Below are 19,051 nucleotides of genomic sequence, written 5' to 3' on the forward strand. Positions count from 1 at the left end.
CGATGTGGCGGCGCACCCCAATGCGCGTCCCCTTCCCCGCCGTCCCACCGGAGGCCGCCCATGCCGTCCACGCGCCTGTTCCGAGGCGTTCCCCTGCTCGCCGCGCTCCTGACCGGCCTCACCGGTCTGACCGGTCTGGCCGTCGTCGGCCCCGCCGTACCGGCCGGAGCGGAGCCCGGCCCCCAGGCCCACTGCGCGGGCCCGCACCGGATCCATGTCCAGGGTGCCGAGCACCAGGAGACGGCGTGTCTCGCCGATCTGACGACCGCGGGGCTCGCCGGCACGCCGTACACCGACATGGCCGACCAGGCAGGCCTCTCGGCGAAGGGCACCGAGAACCCGTCCGGGGTTCCCGGGATCCAGATCGACGGCTACTTCCCCGACGACTCCCGCCTCAACGCCACCCACGGCTGGGGCCACGACTCCCAGTTCGTGATCCGGCTCCCCGAGAACTGGAACGGCGGCCTCGTCGTCACGGGCGCGCCCGGCACCCGGCGCCAGTACTCCACCGACACCCTCATCTCCGACCATGTCCTGGCCCAGGGCTTCGCCTACGCCGCCACGGACAAGGGCAATACCGGGCCGGACTTCTTCACCGACGGGCGCGAGCCGGGCGACGCGGTCGCCGAGTGGAACCACCGGGTGACCCAGCTGACGACGGCCGCCAAGAAGGCCGTACGGCAGCACTACGGCCGGGCGCCCCGTCGCACGTACATGACCGGCATCTCCAACGCCGGCTATCTCACCCGCTGGCAGCTGGAGAACCGCCCCGACCTGTACGACGGCGGGGTCGACTGGGAGGGCGTCCTGTGGACGACCCGCGGGCCCAACCTGCTGACGAGTCTGCCGGTCACCGTCGCGCGGTCCCTCGGCCGGGCCTCCGACGAGGACCTGATCGACGCCGGTTTCGCGCCGGGCTCGCGCTTTCTGTGGCCGTACCACGAGAAGGCGTACTGGGGGCTGACGCAGAAGGTCTTCCGGGCCGAGTTCGATCCGTCGTACGACCCCGAGTGCCCGGGCTCCACGGCCGGTTCGACGATCGAGCGGATCCTCGCCCCGTGCGCCTCCGACGCCTCGTACGACTACGCCTCCCGTCCGGCGTCCGTGCGCCGCGCGGTCGCCAAGGTCGCCCTGACGGGGTGGATCGGCAAGCCGCTGATCACCCTGCACGGCGATCTGGACACGCTGCTGCCGATCGCGACCGACTCGGACGTGTACGCGGAGATGGTCGAGGCGCGGGGCCGGGGCGGGAAGCACCGGTACTACAGGGTCCAGGACGGCACGCACACGGACGGGCTGTACGACACCTATCCGGACCGGCTGCGGCCGATCCTGCCCTGCTACCGCTCGGCGTTCGCCGCGCTCCGGGCGTGGGTCGAGGAGGGTACGGCTCCGCCCGCGGACCGTACGATCGCACGGCCGGCGGGCGGTGACGTGGTCAACTCCTGCGCGCTGGAGACCCCGTAGGGCCTGGGCCCGGGCTCAGTCTCAGGCTCAGGTTCAGGCTTAGGTTCACGCTCAGACCCTGCGCGCTGGAGCCGTAGAGCCAGGGCTCAGACCATCTCCAGTGGGCGGTGCGGCTCGGCCGGCAGCTCGACCCGGATCGGGTCGCCGGGCCGCACCTCGCCACCGGTCAGCACGATGCTCATGATCCCGGCCTTGCGGACGATCTGGCCGTTCTCGTCCCGGCCGAGGACCTCCTTCAGCAGCCCGTGCCGGAAGTTGTCGATCTGGACACAGGGGTTGCGCAGGCCGGTGACCTCGACGACGGCCTCGGCGCCGAGGTGCAGCCGGGTGCCGGTGGGCAGGCCGAGGAGGTCGATGCCGCGCGTCGTGACGTTCTCGCCGAGGGCGCCGGGGGTGACCTCGAACCCGGCCCCGGCGACCTCGTCGAAGAGTTCCGCGTGGATCAGGTGCACCTGCCGCAGGTTCGGCACGGTCGGGTCCTTGGCCACCCGCGAACGGTGCTTGACCGTCACACCGGCGTGGACATCTCCCTCCACTCCGAGCCCTGCGAGCATCGTGATGCTGTCCCGGTTCGGCTTCGTGAACGAATAGACGCCGTTGCTGCTGACCGTCGTGACGATGGCGCTGCTCATGAGATGGAGCTCCCCTTCTCCGATCCGATGACCACATGCGGATGATCACCTCCGAGCGTACGTCAGACGTTCTCCGAGGTCAGCGGTGGAGTTCCTTGCGGGAGATCCGGCGGAGCCGGCGCCGCTGGCTCGGGTCGAGGGCCAGGTACGCAACGGCGGGCACGCCGAGCACCACCAGCAGGGACATCCAGAATCCGATGAGGGGCATCAGGAGGAGGCCGATGGCCACGCCCCCGATCACAACCTTCGTCCGTGTCGACATGTGCGACGCCTCCTTGTCACGCTGCCGAGCGCAGCGGCTCGCCGACCTCGTGCAGATGTCCGAGCGCCTGTCGGTAGGACTCGACGAAACCGGTCTCTGTGTAGGGGATACCCACGGTACGGCAGTGCGCACGCACGGCGGGCTGGGCGAGTCGAAGATGCGGTCGCGGCATGCTCGGGAAGAGATGGTGCTCGATCTGGTAGTTCAGTCCGCCGAGGAACCAGTCGGTCAGGAACCCGCCCCGGATGTTGCGCGAGGTGAGCACCTGGCGGCGCAGATGGCCCCAGCTGTCGCCGTCGGGGTGGGCGTCGGGCGTTTCCATGCCCTTGTGGTTGGGTGCGAAGGCCATGCCCAGGTGCAGTCCGAGGAGCATCTGGTGGATCAGGGCGAAGACGAGCGCCTGACCGACGGTGAGGGTGGACAGGAGCAGGGCCGCGTAGCCGGCGACATGGGCGAGGAGCAGGGCGCCCTCGACGAGCCGCTCGCGCCGGGTCCGGTAGGGCCCGTCCTTGGAGAACAGGGCCTGGAATCCGTACACCTTCAGGGCGATGCCCTCCAGGGTGGTCAGCGGGAAGAACAGCCATGCCTGGTGGCGGGTGAGCCAGCGGCGGAAACCGGTACGCCCGGTCGTCTGGTGCTGGGCGAAGACGAGGATGTCGGCCGCGACGTCCGGGTCCTTGTCGAGGTGGTTGGGGTGGGCGTGATGGCGGTTGTGCTTGTCGTTCCACCACTCCTGGCTCATGCCGAGCAGCAGGTTGGCGTGGACGAGCTGGATCATCCGGTTCCGCCGCCGGTCCGCGCTGATCTGCGCGTGCCCCGCGTCATGTCCGACGAAGGCGACACGGGCGGAGAGCAGGGCAAGGGGGACGGCGAGAAGCAGGGCCCACCAGGAGGGGCCGAGCAGCACCAGGCCGGCGACGACGGCGCCGAGTCCCAGGAAGTTGACCGCCATGCCGCGCGCGTACCAGCCGGCTCTGCGCTCGAGCAGCCCCTGCTCCTTGATGGTGCGCAGCAGCGGTGCGAACTCGCTGCCGCCCCCGCGCCGGGTGGCGGCGCTTCGATCGGGCGCCGTGAGCGTTGCGGTGGCCTGGGGCATGGCGGTCTCCGGTGTCCGTGTTCGGTGGCCGGGCGCGGGCCGCCCGGACTCCCTCGAACGTACGGACCGGTGATCCTCCGCATCCATGGCGTCACCCCCCGAGATCGCGGGGGGATGGCCCGGGGGCGGGGGTGGGGCTGGCTGCACCCCGGGGGCTCCTGACGTGAGACAGGTCACGCTGTTTCCGCTCACGGGCGGGCGGGGGGCTGCTGTACCCTCGGCCGCTCGGCCCCCAGTAGTCAAATTTGAGGAATGCGTTGTCGCCGTCCCAGAGACTCGATGAACTCGCCCGCTGCTCCGCCGTCTTCCTGCCCGCCGATCCGCCCCGTTCCGGCCGTATCGCCTTCTGGTCCCCCGCCGGGACGTCGCCCACCAAGGACGTTCCGGAGGGGACCGGCCGGCTGACCGTGGTGGCCGACGACGTCCTTCCGCGGACGGTGCCGGCTGTGCTGCTTCCTGTACGGGACGCCCTGCCGCGCCTCACTCGCGCCCGGTTCTCCGACGGGGCCTCGCCGGCGGCCGCGTTCTGGGGCGCCGCTTCGCTCTTCGCGCTGCACCTGGCGGCCAAGGGGCTCCTGCTGCCCGGCCTCACCGGCACCGATCGGGACGCGTGGAGGGCCGGGCCACTGGGTCCCGAGGAGCTGGCCGATCTCCGGTCGCTCGCCGCCGCGATGCCGCCGGCCGCCCACGCCGCACCGCTGACGGTCGGGCGCTCGACGCCGGGAGACGGGGACGGGCCCGTGACGGGAGACGGTCGGGTGGACGGGGACGGGGCGGTGCCGGGGGACGGTCGGGTGGACGGGGATGCGCGAGTGCCGGGAGACGGTCCGCTGCTTCTTCCCGAGCCCGAGGGCCTGTTGCGTGCCTTCCTGGACGCGGTTGTGGACGGGCTGCCGCGCACCCCGGCCGCGCCGCTCGCTGCGGGCGGGCCCGCCTTCGCGGCCGACGAGCCGCAGGAGTTGCCCGAACTGCGAGCCTGGGCCGCGGACGTGGCGGCCGGCCATGACGCCGGCGTACGGCTCTCCCTGCGTCTGGAGCTGCCGGGGCTGAGCGAGCGCGCGGCTCCGGCCTTCCGGGCCGTGCTCCAGATGCACAGCGTCGCCGACCCGACGCTGGTCGCGGACGCGGCGGAGGTCTGGGCCGGATCGGGCCCGGCGGGCGCGGCGTTCGGCCCCCGGGCGCGGATGGACGCCCTGCTCGCGCTGCGCCGCGCCGCGCGTGCCTGGGCTCCCCTGACGCCGCTGCTCTCGGCGGCCGTTCCGGACGCCGTCGAGCTGGCCGACGAGGAGGTCATGGACCTCCTGGGCTCCGCGGCCCGGGCGCTGGCGGCGACGGGCGTCCAGATCCACTGGCCGCGCGACCTGGCCCACCGGCTCACCGCCCACGCGGTGATCGGCCCGCCGGACACGGGCTCCCACGCGGCCGACGGGCTCGGCGCCCACGCCCCTTCCACCGCCGAAGCTCCGGACTCGGCCCACGCCCCCTCCACTACCGAAGCCTTCGACTCGGCCCACGCCACCGCCTCCGACCCCGACTCGGACTCCGACCCCGACTCCGTCGGCCCGCGCTCCTCCGCGCTCCCCTCCTTCCTCTCCGCCGACGCCCTGCTCGCCTTCAACTGGCGTTTCGCCATCGGCGACCAGGAACTCACCCGCGCCGAACTGGACCAGCTCGCCGAGGCCGGCCGGCCGGTCGTCCGACTGCGCGACCAGTGGGTGCTGGTCGACCCGGCCGAGGTGCGCCGGGCCCGCGCGTCACAGGACCGCAAGGTCACCCCGGTCGACGCGCTCGGCGCCGTCCTCACGGGGACCACCGAGGTCGACGGCCGACGGGTCGAGGTCCAGGCCACCGGCTGGCTGGAGCGGTTGCGCACCCGCCTCGCCGACCCGGAGGGCGGCCCGCAGGAGGTCGCGCAGCCCGCCGCGCTCGCCGCGACGCTCCGCGACTACCAGCTGCGCGGCCTCAACTGGCTACACCGGATGACCTCGCTCGGCCTCGGCGGCTGTCTCGCCGACGACATGGGCCTGGGCAAGACCATCACGCTCATCGCGCTCCATCTGCACCGCCAGAGCGACCCGTCGGCCGCCGGCCCCACCCTCGTCGTCTGCCCGACCTCGCTGATGGGCAACTGGCAACGGGAGATCGAGAAGTTCGCGCCCGGCACACCCGTGCGCCGCTTCCACGGCCCGTCGCGGAGCCTGGAGGGCCTGGCCGACGGCGAGTTCGTCCTCACGACGTACGGCACGATGCGGCTGGACACCGGGCAACTGGCCGCCCGCACCTGGGGGATGGTCGTCGCGGACGAGGCCCAGCACGTCAAGAACCCGTACTCGGCCACCGCCCGGCAGCTCCGCACCATCGGCGCCAAGGCGCGCGTCGCCCTCTCCGGCACCCCCGTCGAGAACAACCTCTCCGAGCTCTGGGCCATCCTCGACTGGACGACACCCGGGCTCCTTGGCCGGCTCGGCACCTTCCGGTCCCGCTACGCCTCGGCCGTCGAGAGCGGCGAGGATCCGGCGGCGGCCGAGCGCCTGGCCGCGCTGGTCCGCCCGTTCCTGCTGCGCCGCCGCAAGTCGGACCCGGGCATCGCGCCCGAGCTGCCGCCGAAGACCGAGACCGACCGGGCCGTCTCCCTGACCAAGGAGCAGGCGGGTCTCTACGAGGCGGTGGTGCGCGAGACACTCGCGGCGATCGCCGAGGCGGACGGCATGGAGCGGCGCGGTCTGGTCGTGAAGCTGCTGACCGGGCTCAAGCAGATCTGCAACCACCCCGCCCAGTACCTGAAGGAGGAGCGGCCCCGGATCGACGGCCGCTCCGGGAAGCTGGAGCTGCTCGACGAGCTGCTGGACACGATCCTCGCCGAGGACGCGAGCGTGCTCGTCTTCACCCAGTACGTGCGGATGGCGCGGCTGCTCGAAACGCATCTGGCGGCCCGGGGCGTGCGCACGCAGTTCCTGCACGGGGGCACGCCGGTCGCCGAGCGCGAGGCGATGGTCGCCCGCTTCCAGGACGGCGAGGTGCCGGTCTTCCTGCTGTCGCTGAAGGCGGCGGGCACCGGGCTCAACCTGACCCGCGCCGGGCATGTCGTGCACTACGACCGCTGGTGGAACCCGGCCGTGGAGGCGCAGGCCACCGACCGCGCGTACCGGATCGGGCAGACCCAGCCGGTGCAGGTCCACCGGCTGATCGCCGAGGGCACGATCGAGGACCGGATCGCCGACATGCTGCTGCGCAAGCGGGCGCTGGCCGATGCCGTGCTCGGCTCGGGCGAGGCGGCGCTGACCGAACTGACGGATGCCGAGCTGGCGGACCTGGTCCAGCTGCGAGGGGACGGACGATGAGCGGGCACGCATACAACGATGAGCGGACGTTCGCGGCGCTGCCGCCCGCCCGGGGTTCGGCCTTCGCTCGCACCTGGTGGGGCCGGGCCTGGCTGAAGGCCCTGGAGGACACGGCGCTCGACGGCGAGCAGCTGAAGCGGGGGCGGCGGCAGGCGCGGGCGGGCGCGGTGGGCGCGGTGTCGGTACGGCCCGGCCGGATCACGGCGGTCGTCAAGGACCGTGACGGCTCCTCGTACCGCAGCGATGTACTGCTCCAGGAGCTGTCGGACGACGACTGGGACCGGCTGCTCGACCTGGCGGTGGAGAGCGCGGGGCACATCGCGGCCCTGCTCGACCGCGAGATGCCGCCGCACCTGGTGGAGGACGCGGCGGCGGCAGGGCTCGAACTGCTGCCGGGGATCGGCGATCTGGACCCGGAGTGCGGTTGCGAGGCATGGGACCACTGCCCGCACACGACGGCGCTCTGCTACCAGGTGGCGCGGCTGCTCGACGAGGACCCGTTCGTGCTGCTGCTGATGCGGGGGCGGGGCGAGCGGGCGCTCCTGGACGCGTTGCAGGAGCGCAGCGCGGCGCGGGCGGCCACCGAGGAGTCCGCCGCCGAGGGGGCGGTGACCGAGGGCGTACCGGCGGAGGAGGCGTTCGCCGCGCGGGACGTCCTGCCTCCGCTGCCGGCCCCTCCGGTGCTCCCCCCGGCGCCCGGCGAGCCGCCGTCGCTGGACACCGAGACCGCGCCGGAGCCGGGGCTCGACCCGGCGGCGCTGGAGTTCCTGGCGGCGGACGCGGCCGCCCGGGCGCACCGGTTGCTGGCCGAGGCGCTCGCGCCTGGTCATGAACGCGTGGGGATGGAACCGCCCCTGACGGTCGGTCAGGACGCCGCGCGGCTGGCTGCGGGGTCTCCGCCGTCGTTTGTGGCGGCGCGGCTCGCAGAGGGGTCCGGCCGGCGCGGGGCGGAGCTCGGCCTGGCCACGCGCGCGTGGCGGTTCGGGGGCGCTGCCGCCCTCTCCGTACTGGAGGAGGATTGGACGCCGGGTCCGGAGGCCCTTGCCCGGGCGAGGACGGCTCTCGCGGACGCCTGGGAGGGCGCCGACCGGCCGGTGCTGCGGCAGACGGGGGCTGCGCGCTGGACGGTGACCGGCGCGGAGGCGCAGGTGAGGCTCGGCGAGGACGGCCGCTGGTGGCCCTTCCGCAAGGAGCGCGGCCAGTGGGTCCCTGCCGGTTCCGCGGATCAGGATCCGGCCGCCGCGCTCGCGGGCGTTCTGACGGGCGAGGAGTGATCCGACGGCGCGATCATCGCAGGGCGCGGTGACCGAGCGAGGAGTGACCCGAGAGCGCGGTCACCGCAGGGGTGCGGTGAGCCCCCGTGCGGTGGTGCCGGGGGCGGTGTACGCGGTGAGGCTGCAGGCCACGGCGTCGGAGCCGAGGAGGTAGCCGCTGCGGTACGGGTACTGGACGAAGGTGGTCCAGCGTGTGCCGCGCGGCTGCCCGGCGGCCTTGCGGCGCAGCGGCTCGCGGCACAGGGCCGCCGCCGCGTCCCGTATCTCCAGGTCGGTGCGGTGGTCCCCGGTCAGGCGGACCACCGCGACGAGCTGGGCGTCGTGCGGCCGGTCGCAGTGGCGCCGTACGACGGTTCCGGGCGCCGCGCGCTCGATGTCGAAGCACTCCCCCGGCCTGAGCTGCTGGTACGCGACGGCGGCGGGGGACGTGGCCGTTCCGCCCTGAGTCGTGAGCCCTTCCCCGGCGGCGGGCGCGACGTCGACGGTGGTCTCGTACGACCGGTTCTCGGGCCCGGGACGGTTCGTGACGACGACGGCCGCGGCCAGCACGAGGAGCGGTACGAAGAGGTACCGAAGGGACGACGACACGATCTCACCGGAGAGTCGGGACATGGTGACCAGGGTCACCCGGGAAGGCCCCGATGCCCCTGCTCTGCAGTCGAGTTGAAGCACGGCCCGTACAGAACCGTGACACTTCCCTTGCCTGTACGGGCTGTTCACGGCCGCCCGCTGTGCTAGAGGCCGAGCTGACGCTCCGCACCTTCGACGGTCTGCGCGAGGAGCACGGCGATCGTCATCGGACCGACTCCGCCCGGAACGGGGGTGATGAGGGAGGCCCGCTCGGCGGCCGTGTCGAAGTCGACGTCACCGATGTTGCCGGGGTTGTAGCCGGCGTCGATGACGACCGCGCCGGGCTTGATGTCCTCGCCCTTGATGAAGCGGGGCTTGCCCACGGCCGCCACGAGGATGTCGGCCTCGCGGACGATGGACGACAGCTCGGTCGTACGCGAGTGGCAGTAGGTGACGGTGGAGTCGCGGCCGAGCAGCAGCAGACCGGCGGGCTTGCCGAGGATCGCGGAGCGGCCGACGACGACGGCCCGCTTGCCGGTCAGTTCGACGTCGTACGCGTCGAGCAGGCGCATGATGCCGCCGGGCGTGCAGGAGACGAAGCCGGGCAGTCCGAAGCCCATGGCGGCGAAGGAGGTCATGGTGACGCCGTCGACGTCCTTCTCCGGGGCGATCGCCTCGAAGGCGGCGCGCTCGTCGATGTGCGGGCCGACAGGGTGCTGGAGCAGGATGCCGTGGACGTCGGGGTCCTGGGAGAGCGCGGTGATCGCGGCGACGAGCTCCTCGGTCGTCGTCTCGGCGGGCAGCTCGACGTGCCGGGAGCGGATTCCGGCCTTCGCGCAGCGGTTCTGCTTCATCTTCACGTAGGTGACGGAGGCCGGGTCCGCGCCGACGAGGACCGCGGCGAGGCAGGGCGTGACGCCGGTGCGGCGGGTGATCTCGGCGGCACGGGCGGCGGTCTCCTCGACCGTACGGCGGGCGAGCGCGGTGCCGTCCATGAGGGAAGCGGTGCTGGTGGACATGGGCCACTCCTGGGCGTCGTCGATGACAGGGAGATCGCCCAGGCGCACGGCAGTGCCGGATCCGCGCGGGAGCGCGGGGTCCGACGGGCCGCTCCCCGGTGGTGATCCACCTCAAGCGCCAGTCACGGCCCGAGCCCTACTCTACGTGAGGCCTCGGCGAGGCTCGGGGGGCGGTGTCCGGACAGGGTGCATATGCGGGGGTGCCGGAACGCTTGTCGGCGTCCCGTGCGCACACCACGATGGCAGCCACAGAACGGTGGGACCTCGACGTGGAGGCCGAGTTGATCGATGGTGCGTGGGCGGCGTCGGAACCGGACGCCGGAGCGCTGCGGCGGGCGCACGAGGTGTTCACCAGCGGCGGCCAGGTCCCCCTCCCGCCGGTGCGGCCGCTGGTCGCCGAGTCGTGGCGGCGCTCGGCGCGGGCCCGGGTCAGCCCCGACGGCGCGGCCTGTGTGGAGCTGGCCGGCGACGAGCTCGCCGGGCACCGCGAGGAGCATCCGCTGTCCGCCGCGATGCCGGTGATCCGGGAACTGATGGGCGCGTACGCGACGGATGGCGAACATCTGCTGGCGGTCTGCGACGCGGCGGGGCGGATGCTGTGGGTGGAGGGCCATCCGGGGACGCTGCGGCGGGCGCGGTCGATGAACTTCGTCGCCGGGGCCCGCTGGTCGGAGTCGGTGGCCGGGACGAACGCGCCCGGGACGGCGATCGCCGTGGACCGCCCGGTGCAGGTGTTCAGCGCGGAGCACTTCCAGCGGCCGGTGCAGGCGTGGACCTGCGCGGCCGCTCCCGTCCACGACCCGCACAGCGGACGGCTGCTCGGCGCGGTCGACATCACCGGCGGGGACCGGCTGGCCCATCCGCACAGTCTGGCGTTCGTGCAGGCGGTGGCGCGGGCGGCGGAGTCCCAGCTCGCCCTGCTCTCCCCCGCGCCCGCCGCGGACCGGGTCCGGCTGTCCGCGCTCGGCCGGGACGAGGCGCTGCTGACCGTGGCCGGCCGCCGGCTGCGGCTGAGCCGCCGGCACAGCGAGATCCTGGTCGTCCTGGCCCATCGCCCGGAGGGGGTGAGCGGCGAGGAACTGCTGACGCTGCTGTACGAGGACGAGTCGGTCACCCCGGTCACGCTGCGGGCCGAGCTGTCCCGGCTGCGCGGGCTCCTCGGCCCGGAGCTGCTGCGCTCCCGCCCGTACCGGCTGGCGGCGGCGGTGGACGCGGACTTCGCCACGGTCGACCGGCGCCTCGGTTCAGGTGCGCTGTCGGCGGCCCTGGCCGACTACGCGGGTCCGCTGCTGCCGGCGTCCCGCGCCCCCGGGGTCGTACGGCTGCGGGAGCGGCTCGCGGACCGGCTACGGGCGGCGCTGGTGGACCGGGGCGACCCGGCGCTGCTCGCGGACTGGACGTACAGCGCGTGGGGCGAGGAGGACGTGGAGATGTGGCGGGCGCTCTCGGAGGTGGTGCCGGCGTCCGGACTGGCCCCTGTACTGGCCCGGTTGCAGGCGCTGGACACGGAACTGTCGGCAGGCGCAACGGCATTGCAACGTCGGAGCGGGCACTCTCGGCGATGAGCGCCGGCCAGGGACGGCCGGCGCGGTCAGAGGGAGGCCATGTCCATGACCCGTTACGCCGCACCCGGTACCGAGGGCGCGCTCATGTCGTACCAGGCCCGCTACGACCACTGGATCGGCGGTGAGTACGTGGCCCCGGCCCGGGGTCAGTACTTCGAGAACCCGAGCCCGGTCGACGGCCGTCCCTTCACGGAGGTCGCCCGGGGCACCGCGGAGGACGTGGAGCGCGCCCTCGACGCGGCGCACGCGGCGGCGCCGGCGTGGGGCCGCACGGCGCCGAGCGAGCGGGCGGGGGTGCTGCTGCGGATCGCGGACCGGATGGAGTCGCATCTGGAGGAACTTGCGGTCGCGGAGAGCTGGGAGAACGGCAAGCCGGTCCGCGAGACGCTGGCCGCGGACATTCCGCTCGCGATCGACCACTTCCGCTACTTCGCGGGGGCGCTGCGCGGCCAGGAGGGCGCGCTCAGCGAGCTCGACGACGACACCGTCGCGTACCACTTCCATGAGCCGCTGGGGGTCGTCGCGCAGATCATCCCGTGGAACTTCCCCATCCTGATGGCGGTCTGGAAGCTGGCCCCGGCGCTGGCGGCGGGCAACGCGGTGGTGCTGAAGCCGGCCGAACAGACCCCGGCATCCGTGCACTTCTGGATGAGCCTGATCGCGGACCTGCTGCCGCCGGGCGTGATCAACATCGTCAACGGCTTCGGCGCGGAGGCGGGGAAGCCGCTGGCATCGTCCCCGCGCGTGGCGAAGATCGCCTTCACGGGCGAGACGACGACGGGCCGGCTGATCATGCAGTACGCCTCCGAGAACATCAAGCCGGTCACGCTGGAGCTGGGCGGCAAGTCCCCGAACATCTTCTTCGACGACGTGTGGGCGGCGGACGACGACTTCCGCGACAAGGCGCTGGAGGGCTTCACCATGTTCGCCCTCAACCAGGGCGAGGTCTGCACGTGCCCGTCGAGGGCCCTCATCCAGCGCGGCCACTACAGCGAGTTCCTGGAGGCGGCGATCGCCCGCACGGAACGGATCGTCCCGGGCCACCCCCTGGACACCGACACGATGATCGGCGCCCAGGCCTCCAACGACCAGCTCCAGAAGATCCTTTCGTACCTGGACATCGGGCAGCAGGAGGGCGCGAAGATCCTCACGGGCGGTCAGCGGATCGAGTACGACGGCGAACTGGCGGGCGGCTACTACGTCCAGCCGACCATCTTCGAGGGCGACAACCGCATGCGGATCTTCCAGGAGGAGATCTTCGGCCCGGTCGTCGCGGTCACCTCCTTCACGGACTTCGACGACGCCATCCGCACGGCGAACGACACGCTGTACGGCCTGGGCGCCGGCGTCTGGACCCGCGACGGCAACACGGCCTACCGCGCGGGCCGCGCGATCCAGGCGGGCCGCGTCTGGACGAACTGCTACCACGCGTACCCGGCCCACGCGGCGTTCGGCGGCTACAAGCAGTCGGGCATCGGCCGCGAGACGCACAAGATGATGCTGGACCACTACCAGCAGACGAAGAACATTCTCCAGAGCTACTCGCCCAAGGCGCTCGGGCTCTTCTGACCGGGAAGCCGAGGGCCTGGCGGGGGTTGCCCACTCCAGACCCTCGGCGCTGCTGGTGCGCTCCGACACATACGTAGCGGGCAACGCCCGGACGAACCAGACCCGTGGGTCCGACGTCGCCCTCGACGGAAGACCTTGGTCACAGCGGGCAGTGGGGAGGCCGCTCGGGCGAGACTGTGGTCACACCACACGTGATGTGCTCCGGGGATCGCCATTCTCGGTAGCGTGATCATCTGCTGCATGGAGTGTCCATGTGTCCGGCTGGTCCTTGACAGGGCTTCCGACGGAGAGTGATGAGGCTGCGATGAGTGAACTGACGAAGCCCGAGGTCGACGTTCCGGAGGGTGATGCTCCCACCGAGCTGACCATCCGGGACCTGGTCGTCGGGGACGGGGCTGAGGCGAAGCCGGGCATGGTTGTCAGGGTTCACTATGTCGGGGTCACTTTCGAGTCCGGGAAGGAGTTCGATGCCTCCTGGGACCGGGGCCAGCCGTTCAAGTTCGCCCTGGGCGGTGGCAGGGTCATCAAGGGCTGGGACCGGGGGGTGAGGGGAATGAGGGTCGGTGGTCGGCGCGAGATCATCGTTCCCCCGCGTCTCGGCTACGGCAAGCAGTCGCCCTCGCCGTTGATCCCGGCGGGCTCGACTCTGGTCTTCGTGGTGGACCTGCTCTCAGTCTGAGGCAGGCCTGCTGCTCACCGGCACGGACGTGGGCGGGGTGGGTTGTCCATTCCGCCCGTGAAGCTTCCCAGCCAACCGGGACGCTCAGGGCCTCCTGGGCGCGCTGGGCAAGCCACTGCTGTACCCGAGGGCCGGCGGCTACACCGTGTGCGGGCCGCCGACGTCGAATGTCCCGCCAGGCTTGTGGTGACTCGAACGGGTCGACCGGTCAGCTCGTCGAACGCCCCAATGAGGCGTCGTGCGCACCCTTGGGCACAACCGCTACCCCGGTTCCCGGCATTGCAGGTAAGCCTCGACTCGTGACTGATGGATCCCTCGACGTAACCGCTAGACGAATCCGTGCCTCGCGTCAGGCGCCGTCCGCACGTCGTCGAGAGCGAGGATCGACATCATGCCGTTCCAGCCGCCGCTGCCCAGCAGCCGGCTCAGGTCCGCCGATGACGTGTCCTGGGCTCGGGCTGCACGACAGGCTTCCGCGGGCCCCCTGGCCAGGACCAGGCCAGCCGACGAACCCCTTCCGGACAACGTCGCCGGCTTCCCTCCCGTACGCCCCTCCACATCACGGGCCTGAAGGACGAGGTGAGCTGCCGGTGCGGGCCCTGCCCCGCCCGGGCACCCCTTCGTCGCGGCGAGCACCGGGCCGATCACCCAGGACGTCAGGTGGGGGTATGGGCGGCTTTGTTCGTCGTGGTGCCGTCTTCGTCCTGGACCTCCGACGCAGCGGGCTGTTGCGGAGCGGGCGGGGTGCGGACCAGCAACGCCACCAGCACGGCCAGCCCCCCGAGCACGGCGCCGATGCCGAATCCCCACCGGATGCCCGTGGCCAGGGCTCCGGTGGGGTCGGCGCCATCGGCTGCTGCCGTGGCGGCGCGTCCCGACATGACACTGATGACCAGGGCGGTGCCGGCGGCGGCCGCGACCTGTTGGAGCGAGCCCAGAATGGCGGAGCCGTGGGGATAGAGATGCGGCGGCAGTACGGACAGGCCGGAGGTGAAGACGGGGGTGAAGACGAACGCCATGCCGGCGCTCAAGGCCACGTGAAGGGCGAGCACCAGCCACGGCGAGGTCTGTTCGCCCGTGAGGGCGAACAGTGCGAGGCAGAGCGCTGTGAGTGCGGCGCCGGGTACGACCAGGCGTGGTGCGCCGATTCGGTCGTACAGCTTGCCGACCTGCGGTCCGAGCAGGCCCATGGTCAGGCCGCCGGGGATGAGGAGGAGCCCGGTCTGCAGTGAGGTCAGGCCGCACACCTCCTGCAGATAGATCGGCAGCAGGATGAACGCACCCATGAGGGCCATGAAGGACAGGCACATCAGGCCGAGTGCCACGGAGAAGTGACGAAATGTCAGGGCGCGTAGGTCCAGCAGCGGTGTGGACGAGCGCTGCAGTGCCAGCTGCCGCCACACGAACAGGCCTATCAGCACGGCACCGGCCAGGGTCGTGGCCTCCGGGGGCATGGGGGCCTGGGCCGCGCTCCCGGCACCGAGCTCGCTCAGGCCGTAGACCAGGGCGCCGAAGCCCGCTGCCGCCAGCGGGACGGACAACCAGTCGATAGGGCCAGCCTGCGGCTCGCCGATGTTGACCAGTTTGCGCCGACCGAACAGAGCCATGGCTCCGGCGATGGGCAGTACGGCCAAGAACAGCAGGCGCCATGTCCCCAGCTGCAGCAGCACACCGGAGACCGCAGGGCCGAGGGCGGGAGCGACGGAGATGACGAGGGTGATGTTGCCCATGACACGGCCACGGTCGTGCGGGGGCACGAGGGTCATCAGCGTCGTCATGAGCAGCGGCATCATGACGGCGGTGCCGCTGGCCTGGATGACGCGGGCGGCAAGCAGCACGGGGAAGGCAGGCGCGGCCGCGGCCAGAGCCGTGCCGGCGAGGAACAGCGCCATGGCCAGGCCGAAGGCGGTCCGAGTCGTCACGCGCTGGAGGAACCACCCCGTCACCGGGATGACGACGGCCATGGTGAGCATGAAGGCCGTGGACAGCCACCCCGCGGCTGCCGCGGTGACCTCGAACTCGCGCATGAGCCGCGGGATCGCGTTGACCATGATCGTCTCGTTGAGGAGGACGACGAACGTGGACAGCACGAGGATCCGCAGGACGGCGGTGACGCGGTCGGGCGAGAGCGTGGGCGTTGCGTGTGGTGCGAGCATGGCGCCTTCCGTCATGTGAGTGTCCTCCGCACGTGGCAGGTCACACTGACAGACCGCGGCGCCGGGAAGAACTCATCGGTGTTACCCGATCCTGTCGGTGCCGCCGCCCAAGCTCAAACCATTTTGCCGACCCGGAACCACCAAGGCCTGGCTTCTGGAGCAGGCCGCCGAGATCTACGACGACCGGCAGCAAGCACCCTTCCTGCACCAGGTCTCCCGCACGCGGGCCCGGGCCCCATGTGCCCACGCCCCGATGTCGCCTGTAGCGTCAACGCCCTCAACAACATGGTGGACCGAGTCCGCCGAAGCGTACCGGGTCCGCATTCAGGACGAAGCCGGGCCGCGGGGCGTCGTCTGCGGAGGCGCGAGGGTCGTGCACGACAGACCGCCGCGGCAGAAACCCGAGCAGATCTGGCCAATGACGGCACCGCAGGCCACCATGGACCAGGCCGGAGCCACCGCCGGCCGCCGGGGTGCTCGATGCGGAGCAGGGGCACGCGCTCCCACGAGGCCGTCTGACGCGGAGGACCGCCGTGCGGGACAGCAAGCAGCACCAGGAATTGCCGGACCGAGGCAGCCGGGCCGAGGGCGGGTCGAAGAGGGCATCGCGCGAGTTCGGGCTGCTCGCGCTGCAGTCCAGGGCCGGCAACCGGGCCGTTGCGCGGCTGCTCGGCCCCCTCCCCCACCACCCGCTCGCCGCCGTACAGCGCACCCCCGTGGTGCAGCGCGAAGGGACGGCGGCAGGCGGCGGGGTGTCGTTCCGGGGCCAGCGCTTCACCGAGGATCCTGGGCAACTGCGGGCGCTGCTGGAGACGCTCATCGGGGAGCGCGGCCACAACGCGGCCACCACGGTGGCGTACGCCTTCTTGCGCATGAGTGCCGAGGAGAAGATCTCGCTGCAGCTGAGCGGTGTCGACATGGAGCAGCTGGAGCGGGTGCAGCGTGTCTTCGAGCCGGTCGTGAAGGATGGTGAGCAGAGACGGAAGGACTACCTCAAGGGGTTCGAGGCGGAGGCCGCGGCCGGCACCCGCAAGGTGCTGGAGCTGAGCCGGGCCGAACTGGTCAAGGAGCGGGACAAGTACTCCGAGGACGGTACACCCGGCAGCCCGCCACCGGACCTGAACGGGATGCGGGCCGCGGCGAAGGCGCTGGCGGCCAAGCGGCGTACTGCCGACGATGCCGCCGCTGCCGCCAAGGCGGCCATGGAGAAGATGCGCACGCAGAACCAGACCCCCGCCCACCCGGGCGCGTTCGCGCCGGCGCCGATCGTGCCGTATTTCCCCGACCCCGCCCTGCGCGAGGCCGCCGGGTCCGCCAACGAGGCCTGGTGGTCGCAGGAACGCGGCTACGCCGCACTCCGTGCCACGCACGAGGGGAAGTTTCCGGCGCTGGCCATGTACTCGGAGAACGAGGACGGCAAGGCGGCCGACCGCCTCGAATCCCTGCCCACCTGGGGTCTGTTCGCGGACAGCCGGATGAAGGCCAAGATCTACGACAACTGCGTCGACCGGCTGCTGAAGAACCAGTCCGCCGCCGATGACATGGCCGACGACGTCGTGGTCTGGTCGCTGCCGAGGATGATCGAGCTGACGGTCAAGGGGAAGGCGGCCACGCCCTACCAGGAGCAGTGGGTCAAGTCCGAGGCGGCGCGGATGCACGCCGAGGCCGCCCAGAACGCCCGGTTGCTCGCCGAGATCACCCTGGGCGTGGCGCTGGTCGCCGGCGTGCTCACCCTCGGGACGGCGCTGGCCCCGGTGGGTGCTGCGGGGGCCACGCTGTTGGCCGGGATGGCGGCCACCGCTCAGGCGGCATCGACGGGGCTGACGATCGCGCTGGCGTACGACGAACTGAGGGCGTACCAGTTCCAGAAGGCCTCCTCGGACACGGCTCTGGACCGGGCCCATGCGATCGCGTCGGGGGATCCGTCCCTGCTGTGGCTGGCAGTCACCCTGGCCGGTGTGATCCTGGAGGTGGGGGCGCTGAAGTCGGCCTTCACCTCTGTGAAGACCGCTGTCGACGGCGCCAAGGCGGCCCGCTCGGCGATCACTCTGGCCGAGGAGGTGGGCAAGGTGCCGCACCTCCCACCCGCGACGGCCGAGCAGATCGTGGGCAAGGTGGCCGCCGAGATCGAGGCGCTGCCTCCGCTGCCGCCCGAGCAGACCGTCTCCAAGGCCCTGGAACGCCTTGCCGCCTGGGACGACATCCCACAGGCCGAGCGGGCCCAGGTGGTGCTCGACGCCCTGGCCGGCGGCGACCCTGCGGCGATCCTGGCCAAAAGCGGCAAGAACGCCAGGCAGTTGGCCGACGACCTCGGCCGCGGCTCGGTCGCCGCCCTCAGACTCCAGGGCGCCCTGACTCGCAAGGCCTACGAGGAGGTGGGGCCGCTGCTGCGGGCGATGGGGCCCGATCTCGTCCTGGACGACATCGCGGTCGCCCGTATCGTCGGCAAGAACGACATCGGCGGCATCAAGGGGCAGATCCTGGAGGAGGTCATGGAGGTCGAGATCAGGCGGACACTGGCCGCCACGGCCGACGATCCGGCCCGCAAGGCACTGCTGCGTGGGGCGGAGAAGGAGGGGACGGCGGAGTTCATCAACGGCTCACGGATCTGCGATGTGCACGGCGACCAGCTGACCGACGGCATGGTGGCGGTGCTGCGCGGGGACGACGAGATCGTGGTGATCCGGGCGCTGGAGGCCAAGGCGGGCAAGGTCAAGTCGCAGTTGTCGACGAAGGCCAAGACCAACTTCTCCGACCTGCCCAAGGCGGAGCAGGCGGAGCTGCGCCGGGCTGCCGCCCGGGAGTTGCGCCATGCCCAGCCCGAGCTCCGCAAGCTGCCGCTGAACGAGATCATCGCCAAGCACGAGAAGGAGGTCATGGACGTCGTGGCCAAGGAGTTCACGCAGACCAGCGAGTGGGGGCAGGCGACCAAGACCTCCCAGCGGCTGGGCATGGACGTGGACGCCCACGGCAACGACATCCCGGCCCAGATCCTCGTCGACGGCAAGCCGCGCAAGGTCCGCTTCCCCGGCAACGAGGGCCGCCCGCAGATCACCGGGGTGCTGCCCAGCGATCTGTCCAAGGGCACCATGGCGCAGACGGTCAGCAAGAAACAGAGCGTCAAGCTTGACCTGATGAACGTCAAAGGCGCCAGCCAGGCCAGGCTGAAGGAGCTCTCCGAGGCCGTGGCCAAGGCCAAGGGGCTGCCGATGAAGTGAACCCGCCCTCCTTCGTCCCGGCGCCGGAACCTGCTCAAGATCCTGCTGCCGTCACCAGCGTCTCCCGGGCGGGTGTGCAGCCGTACAGCACATGCCGGCCTGCGCGGTGGGCGCCGCCCACACACACGAGGCCCACGCCGGCTGGCCGGCTCGCCCTCACCCTGACTGCGTCCCTCGCCTGGCCGTTGTCGCCGAGCGCGTCG

The 19,051-nt window shown here is 71.9% G+C and carries 13 protein-coding genes and 1 riboswitch; of the genes, 7 read left to right on the forward strand and 6 right to left on the reverse strand.

Annotation, left to right across the window (positions count from 1 at the left end):
* The first annotated feature begins 60 nt into the window (after positions 1-60).
* Positions 61-1,467, forward strand: coding sequence for a tannase/feruloyl esterase family alpha/beta hydrolase (locus ACZ4VI_RS00695; protein ID WP_467995338.1), 1,407 nt, complete (start codon positions 61-63; stop codon positions 1,465-1,467).
* Between the two features lie 86 nt (positions 1,468-1,553).
* On the opposite strand, the gene ACZ4VI_RS00700 is transcribed toward ACZ4VI_RS00695, so the two are convergent.
* The 3 genes from ACZ4VI_RS00700 to ACZ4VI_RS00710 form a co-directional block, all read right to left on the reverse strand.
* A complete protein-coding gene (locus ACZ4VI_RS00700; protein WP_467995340.1) occupies positions 1,554-2,099 on the reverse strand; it encodes an MOSC domain-containing protein in 546 nt (181 codons plus the stop codon).
* A gap of 79 nt (positions 2,100-2,178) precedes the next feature.
* Positions 2,179-2,361, reverse strand: coding sequence for a hypothetical protein (locus ACZ4VI_RS00705; RefSeq protein WP_467995342.1), 183 nt, complete (start codon positions 2,359-2,361; stop codon positions 2,179-2,181).
* A gap of 16 nt (positions 2,362-2,377) precedes the next feature.
* Positions 2,378-3,457 carry a fatty acid desaturase family protein gene (locus ACZ4VI_RS00710; RefSeq protein WP_467995343.1) on the reverse strand — a complete coding sequence of 360 codons (1,080 nt, stop codon included), beginning with the start codon at positions 3,455-3,457 and terminating at the stop codon, positions 2,378-2,380.
* 257 nt (positions 3,458-3,714) lie between these two features.
* Here ACZ4VI_RS00710 and ACZ4VI_RS00715 point away from each other — a divergent pair, with 257 nt between their 5' ends.
* Entirely contained in the window at positions 3,715-6,798 is a 3,084-nt protein-coding gene (locus tag ACZ4VI_RS00715) for a DEAD/DEAH box helicase (RefSeq protein ID WP_467995345.1), read from the forward strand.
* Complete coding sequence (locus ACZ4VI_RS00720; protein WP_467995347.1) at positions 6,795-8,072, forward strand: SWIM zinc finger family protein; 1,278 nt, start codon at positions 6,795-6,797, stop codon at positions 8,070-8,072. The genes ACZ4VI_RS00715 and ACZ4VI_RS00720 overlap by 4 nt, the downstream gene beginning before the upstream one ends.
* A gap of 60 nt (positions 8,073-8,132) precedes the next feature.
* On the opposite strand, the gene ACZ4VI_RS00725 is transcribed toward ACZ4VI_RS00720, so the two are convergent.
* Both ACZ4VI_RS00725 and ACZ4VI_RS00730 read right to left on the reverse strand, forming a co-directional pair.
* On the reverse strand, positions 8,133-8,684 hold the full coding sequence (locus ACZ4VI_RS00725) for a hypothetical protein (protein WP_467995349.1): 552 nt from the start codon (positions 8,682-8,684) through the stop codon (positions 8,133-8,135).
* A gap of 122 nt (positions 8,685-8,806) precedes the next feature.
* Positions 8,807-9,661 (reverse strand): bifunctional 5,10-methylenetetrahydrofolate dehydrogenase/5,10-methenyltetrahydrofolate cyclohydrolase, encoded by an 855-nt coding sequence (locus ACZ4VI_RS00730; RefSeq protein ID WP_467995351.1) that lies wholly within the window; start codon positions 9,659-9,661, stop codon positions 8,807-8,809.
* A 29-nt stretch (positions 9,662-9,690) separates the two neighbouring features.
* A riboswitch (ZMP/ZTP riboswitch) is annotated at positions 9,691-9,797 on the reverse strand.
* 103 nt (positions 9,798-9,900) lie between these two features.
* Here ACZ4VI_RS00730 and ACZ4VI_RS00735 point away from each other — a divergent pair.
* The 3 genes from ACZ4VI_RS00735 (at position 9,901) to ACZ4VI_RS00745 (ending at position 13,474) form a co-directional block, all read left to right on the forward strand.
* Positions 9,901-11,226 (forward strand): GAF domain-containing protein, encoded by a 1,326-nt coding sequence (locus ACZ4VI_RS00735; RefSeq protein ID WP_467995353.1) that lies wholly within the window; start codon positions 9,901-9,903, stop codon positions 11,224-11,226.
* 45 nt (positions 11,227-11,271) lie between these two features.
* The gene (gene exaC, locus ACZ4VI_RS00740; protein WP_467995355.1) at positions 11,272-12,795 is read left to right on the forward strand and encodes an acetaldehyde dehydrogenase ExaC; all 1,524 of its coding nucleotides are present in this window, start codon (positions 11,272-11,274) and stop codon (positions 12,793-12,795) included.
* A gap of 304 nt (positions 12,796-13,099) precedes the next feature.
* Positions 13,100-13,474, forward strand: a complete 375-nt coding sequence (locus tag ACZ4VI_RS00745) for an FKBP-type peptidyl-prolyl cis-trans isomerase (protein ID WP_467995357.1) — start codon at positions 13,100-13,102, stop codon at positions 13,472-13,474.
* A gap of 656 nt (positions 13,475-14,130) precedes the next feature.
* Here ACZ4VI_RS00745 and ACZ4VI_RS00750 read toward each other — a convergent pair.
* Positions 14,131-15,645, reverse strand: a complete 1,515-nt coding sequence (locus ACZ4VI_RS00750) for a DHA2 family efflux MFS transporter permease subunit (RefSeq protein ID WP_467995359.1) — start codon at positions 15,643-15,645, stop codon at positions 14,131-14,133.
* 518 nt (positions 15,646-16,163) lie between these two features.
* On the opposite strand from ACZ4VI_RS00750, the gene ACZ4VI_RS00755 reads away from it, so the two are divergent.
* Positions 16,164-18,848 carry a hypothetical protein gene (locus ACZ4VI_RS00755; protein ID WP_467995361.1) on the forward strand — a complete coding sequence of 895 codons (2,685 nt, stop codon included), beginning with the start codon at positions 16,164-16,166 and terminating at the stop codon, positions 18,846-18,848.
* The last annotated feature ends 203 nt before the right edge of the window (positions 18,849-19,051 follow it).

The organism is Streptomyces sp. NPDC029169 (assembly GCF_055563935.1).

Bases quoted from the DNA above. Each gene is read 5' to 3' on its own strand.
- ACZ4VI_RS00695 (WP_467995338.1), top strand. From the start codon at position 61: ATGCCGTCCACGCGCCTGTTCCGAGGCGTTCCCCTGCTCGCCGCGCTC.
- ACZ4VI_RS00710 (WP_467995343.1), bottom strand. From the start codon at position 3,457: ATGCCCCAGGCCACCGCAACGCTCACGGCGCCCGATCGAAGCGCCGCC.
- ACZ4VI_RS00735 (WP_467995353.1), top strand. From the start codon at position 9,901: ATGGCAGCCACAGAACGGTGGGACCTCGACGTGGAGGCCGAGTTGATC.
- ACZ4VI_RS00720 (WP_467995347.1), top strand. From the start codon at position 6,795: ATGAGCGGGCACGCATACAACGATGAGCGGACGTTCGCGGCGCTGCCG.
- ACZ4VI_RS00730 (WP_467995351.1), bottom strand. From the start codon at position 9,661: ATGTCCACCAGCACCGCTTCCCTCATGGACGGCACCGCGCTCGCCCGC.
- ACZ4VI_RS00700 (WP_467995340.1), bottom strand. From the start codon at position 2,099: ATGAGCAGCGCCATCGTCACGACGGTCAGCAGCAACGGCGTCTATTCG.
- ACZ4VI_RS00750 (WP_467995359.1), bottom strand. From the start codon at position 15,645: ATGACGGAAGGCGCCATGCTCGCACCACACGCAACGCCCACGCTCTCG.
- ACZ4VI_RS00725 (WP_467995349.1), bottom strand. From the start codon at position 8,684: ATGTCCCGACTCTCCGGTGAGATCGTGTCGTCGTCCCTTCGGTACCTC.
- ACZ4VI_RS00745 (WP_467995357.1), top strand. From the start codon at position 13,100: ATGAGTGAACTGACGAAGCCCGAGGTCGACGTTCCGGAGGGTGATGCT.
- ACZ4VI_RS00705 (WP_467995342.1), bottom strand. From the start codon at position 2,361: ATGTCGACACGGACGAAGGTTGTGATCGGGGGCGTGGCCATCGGCCTC.
- exaC (WP_467995355.1), top strand. From the start codon at position 11,272: ATGACCCGTTACGCCGCACCCGGTACCGAGGGCGCGCTCATGTCGTAC.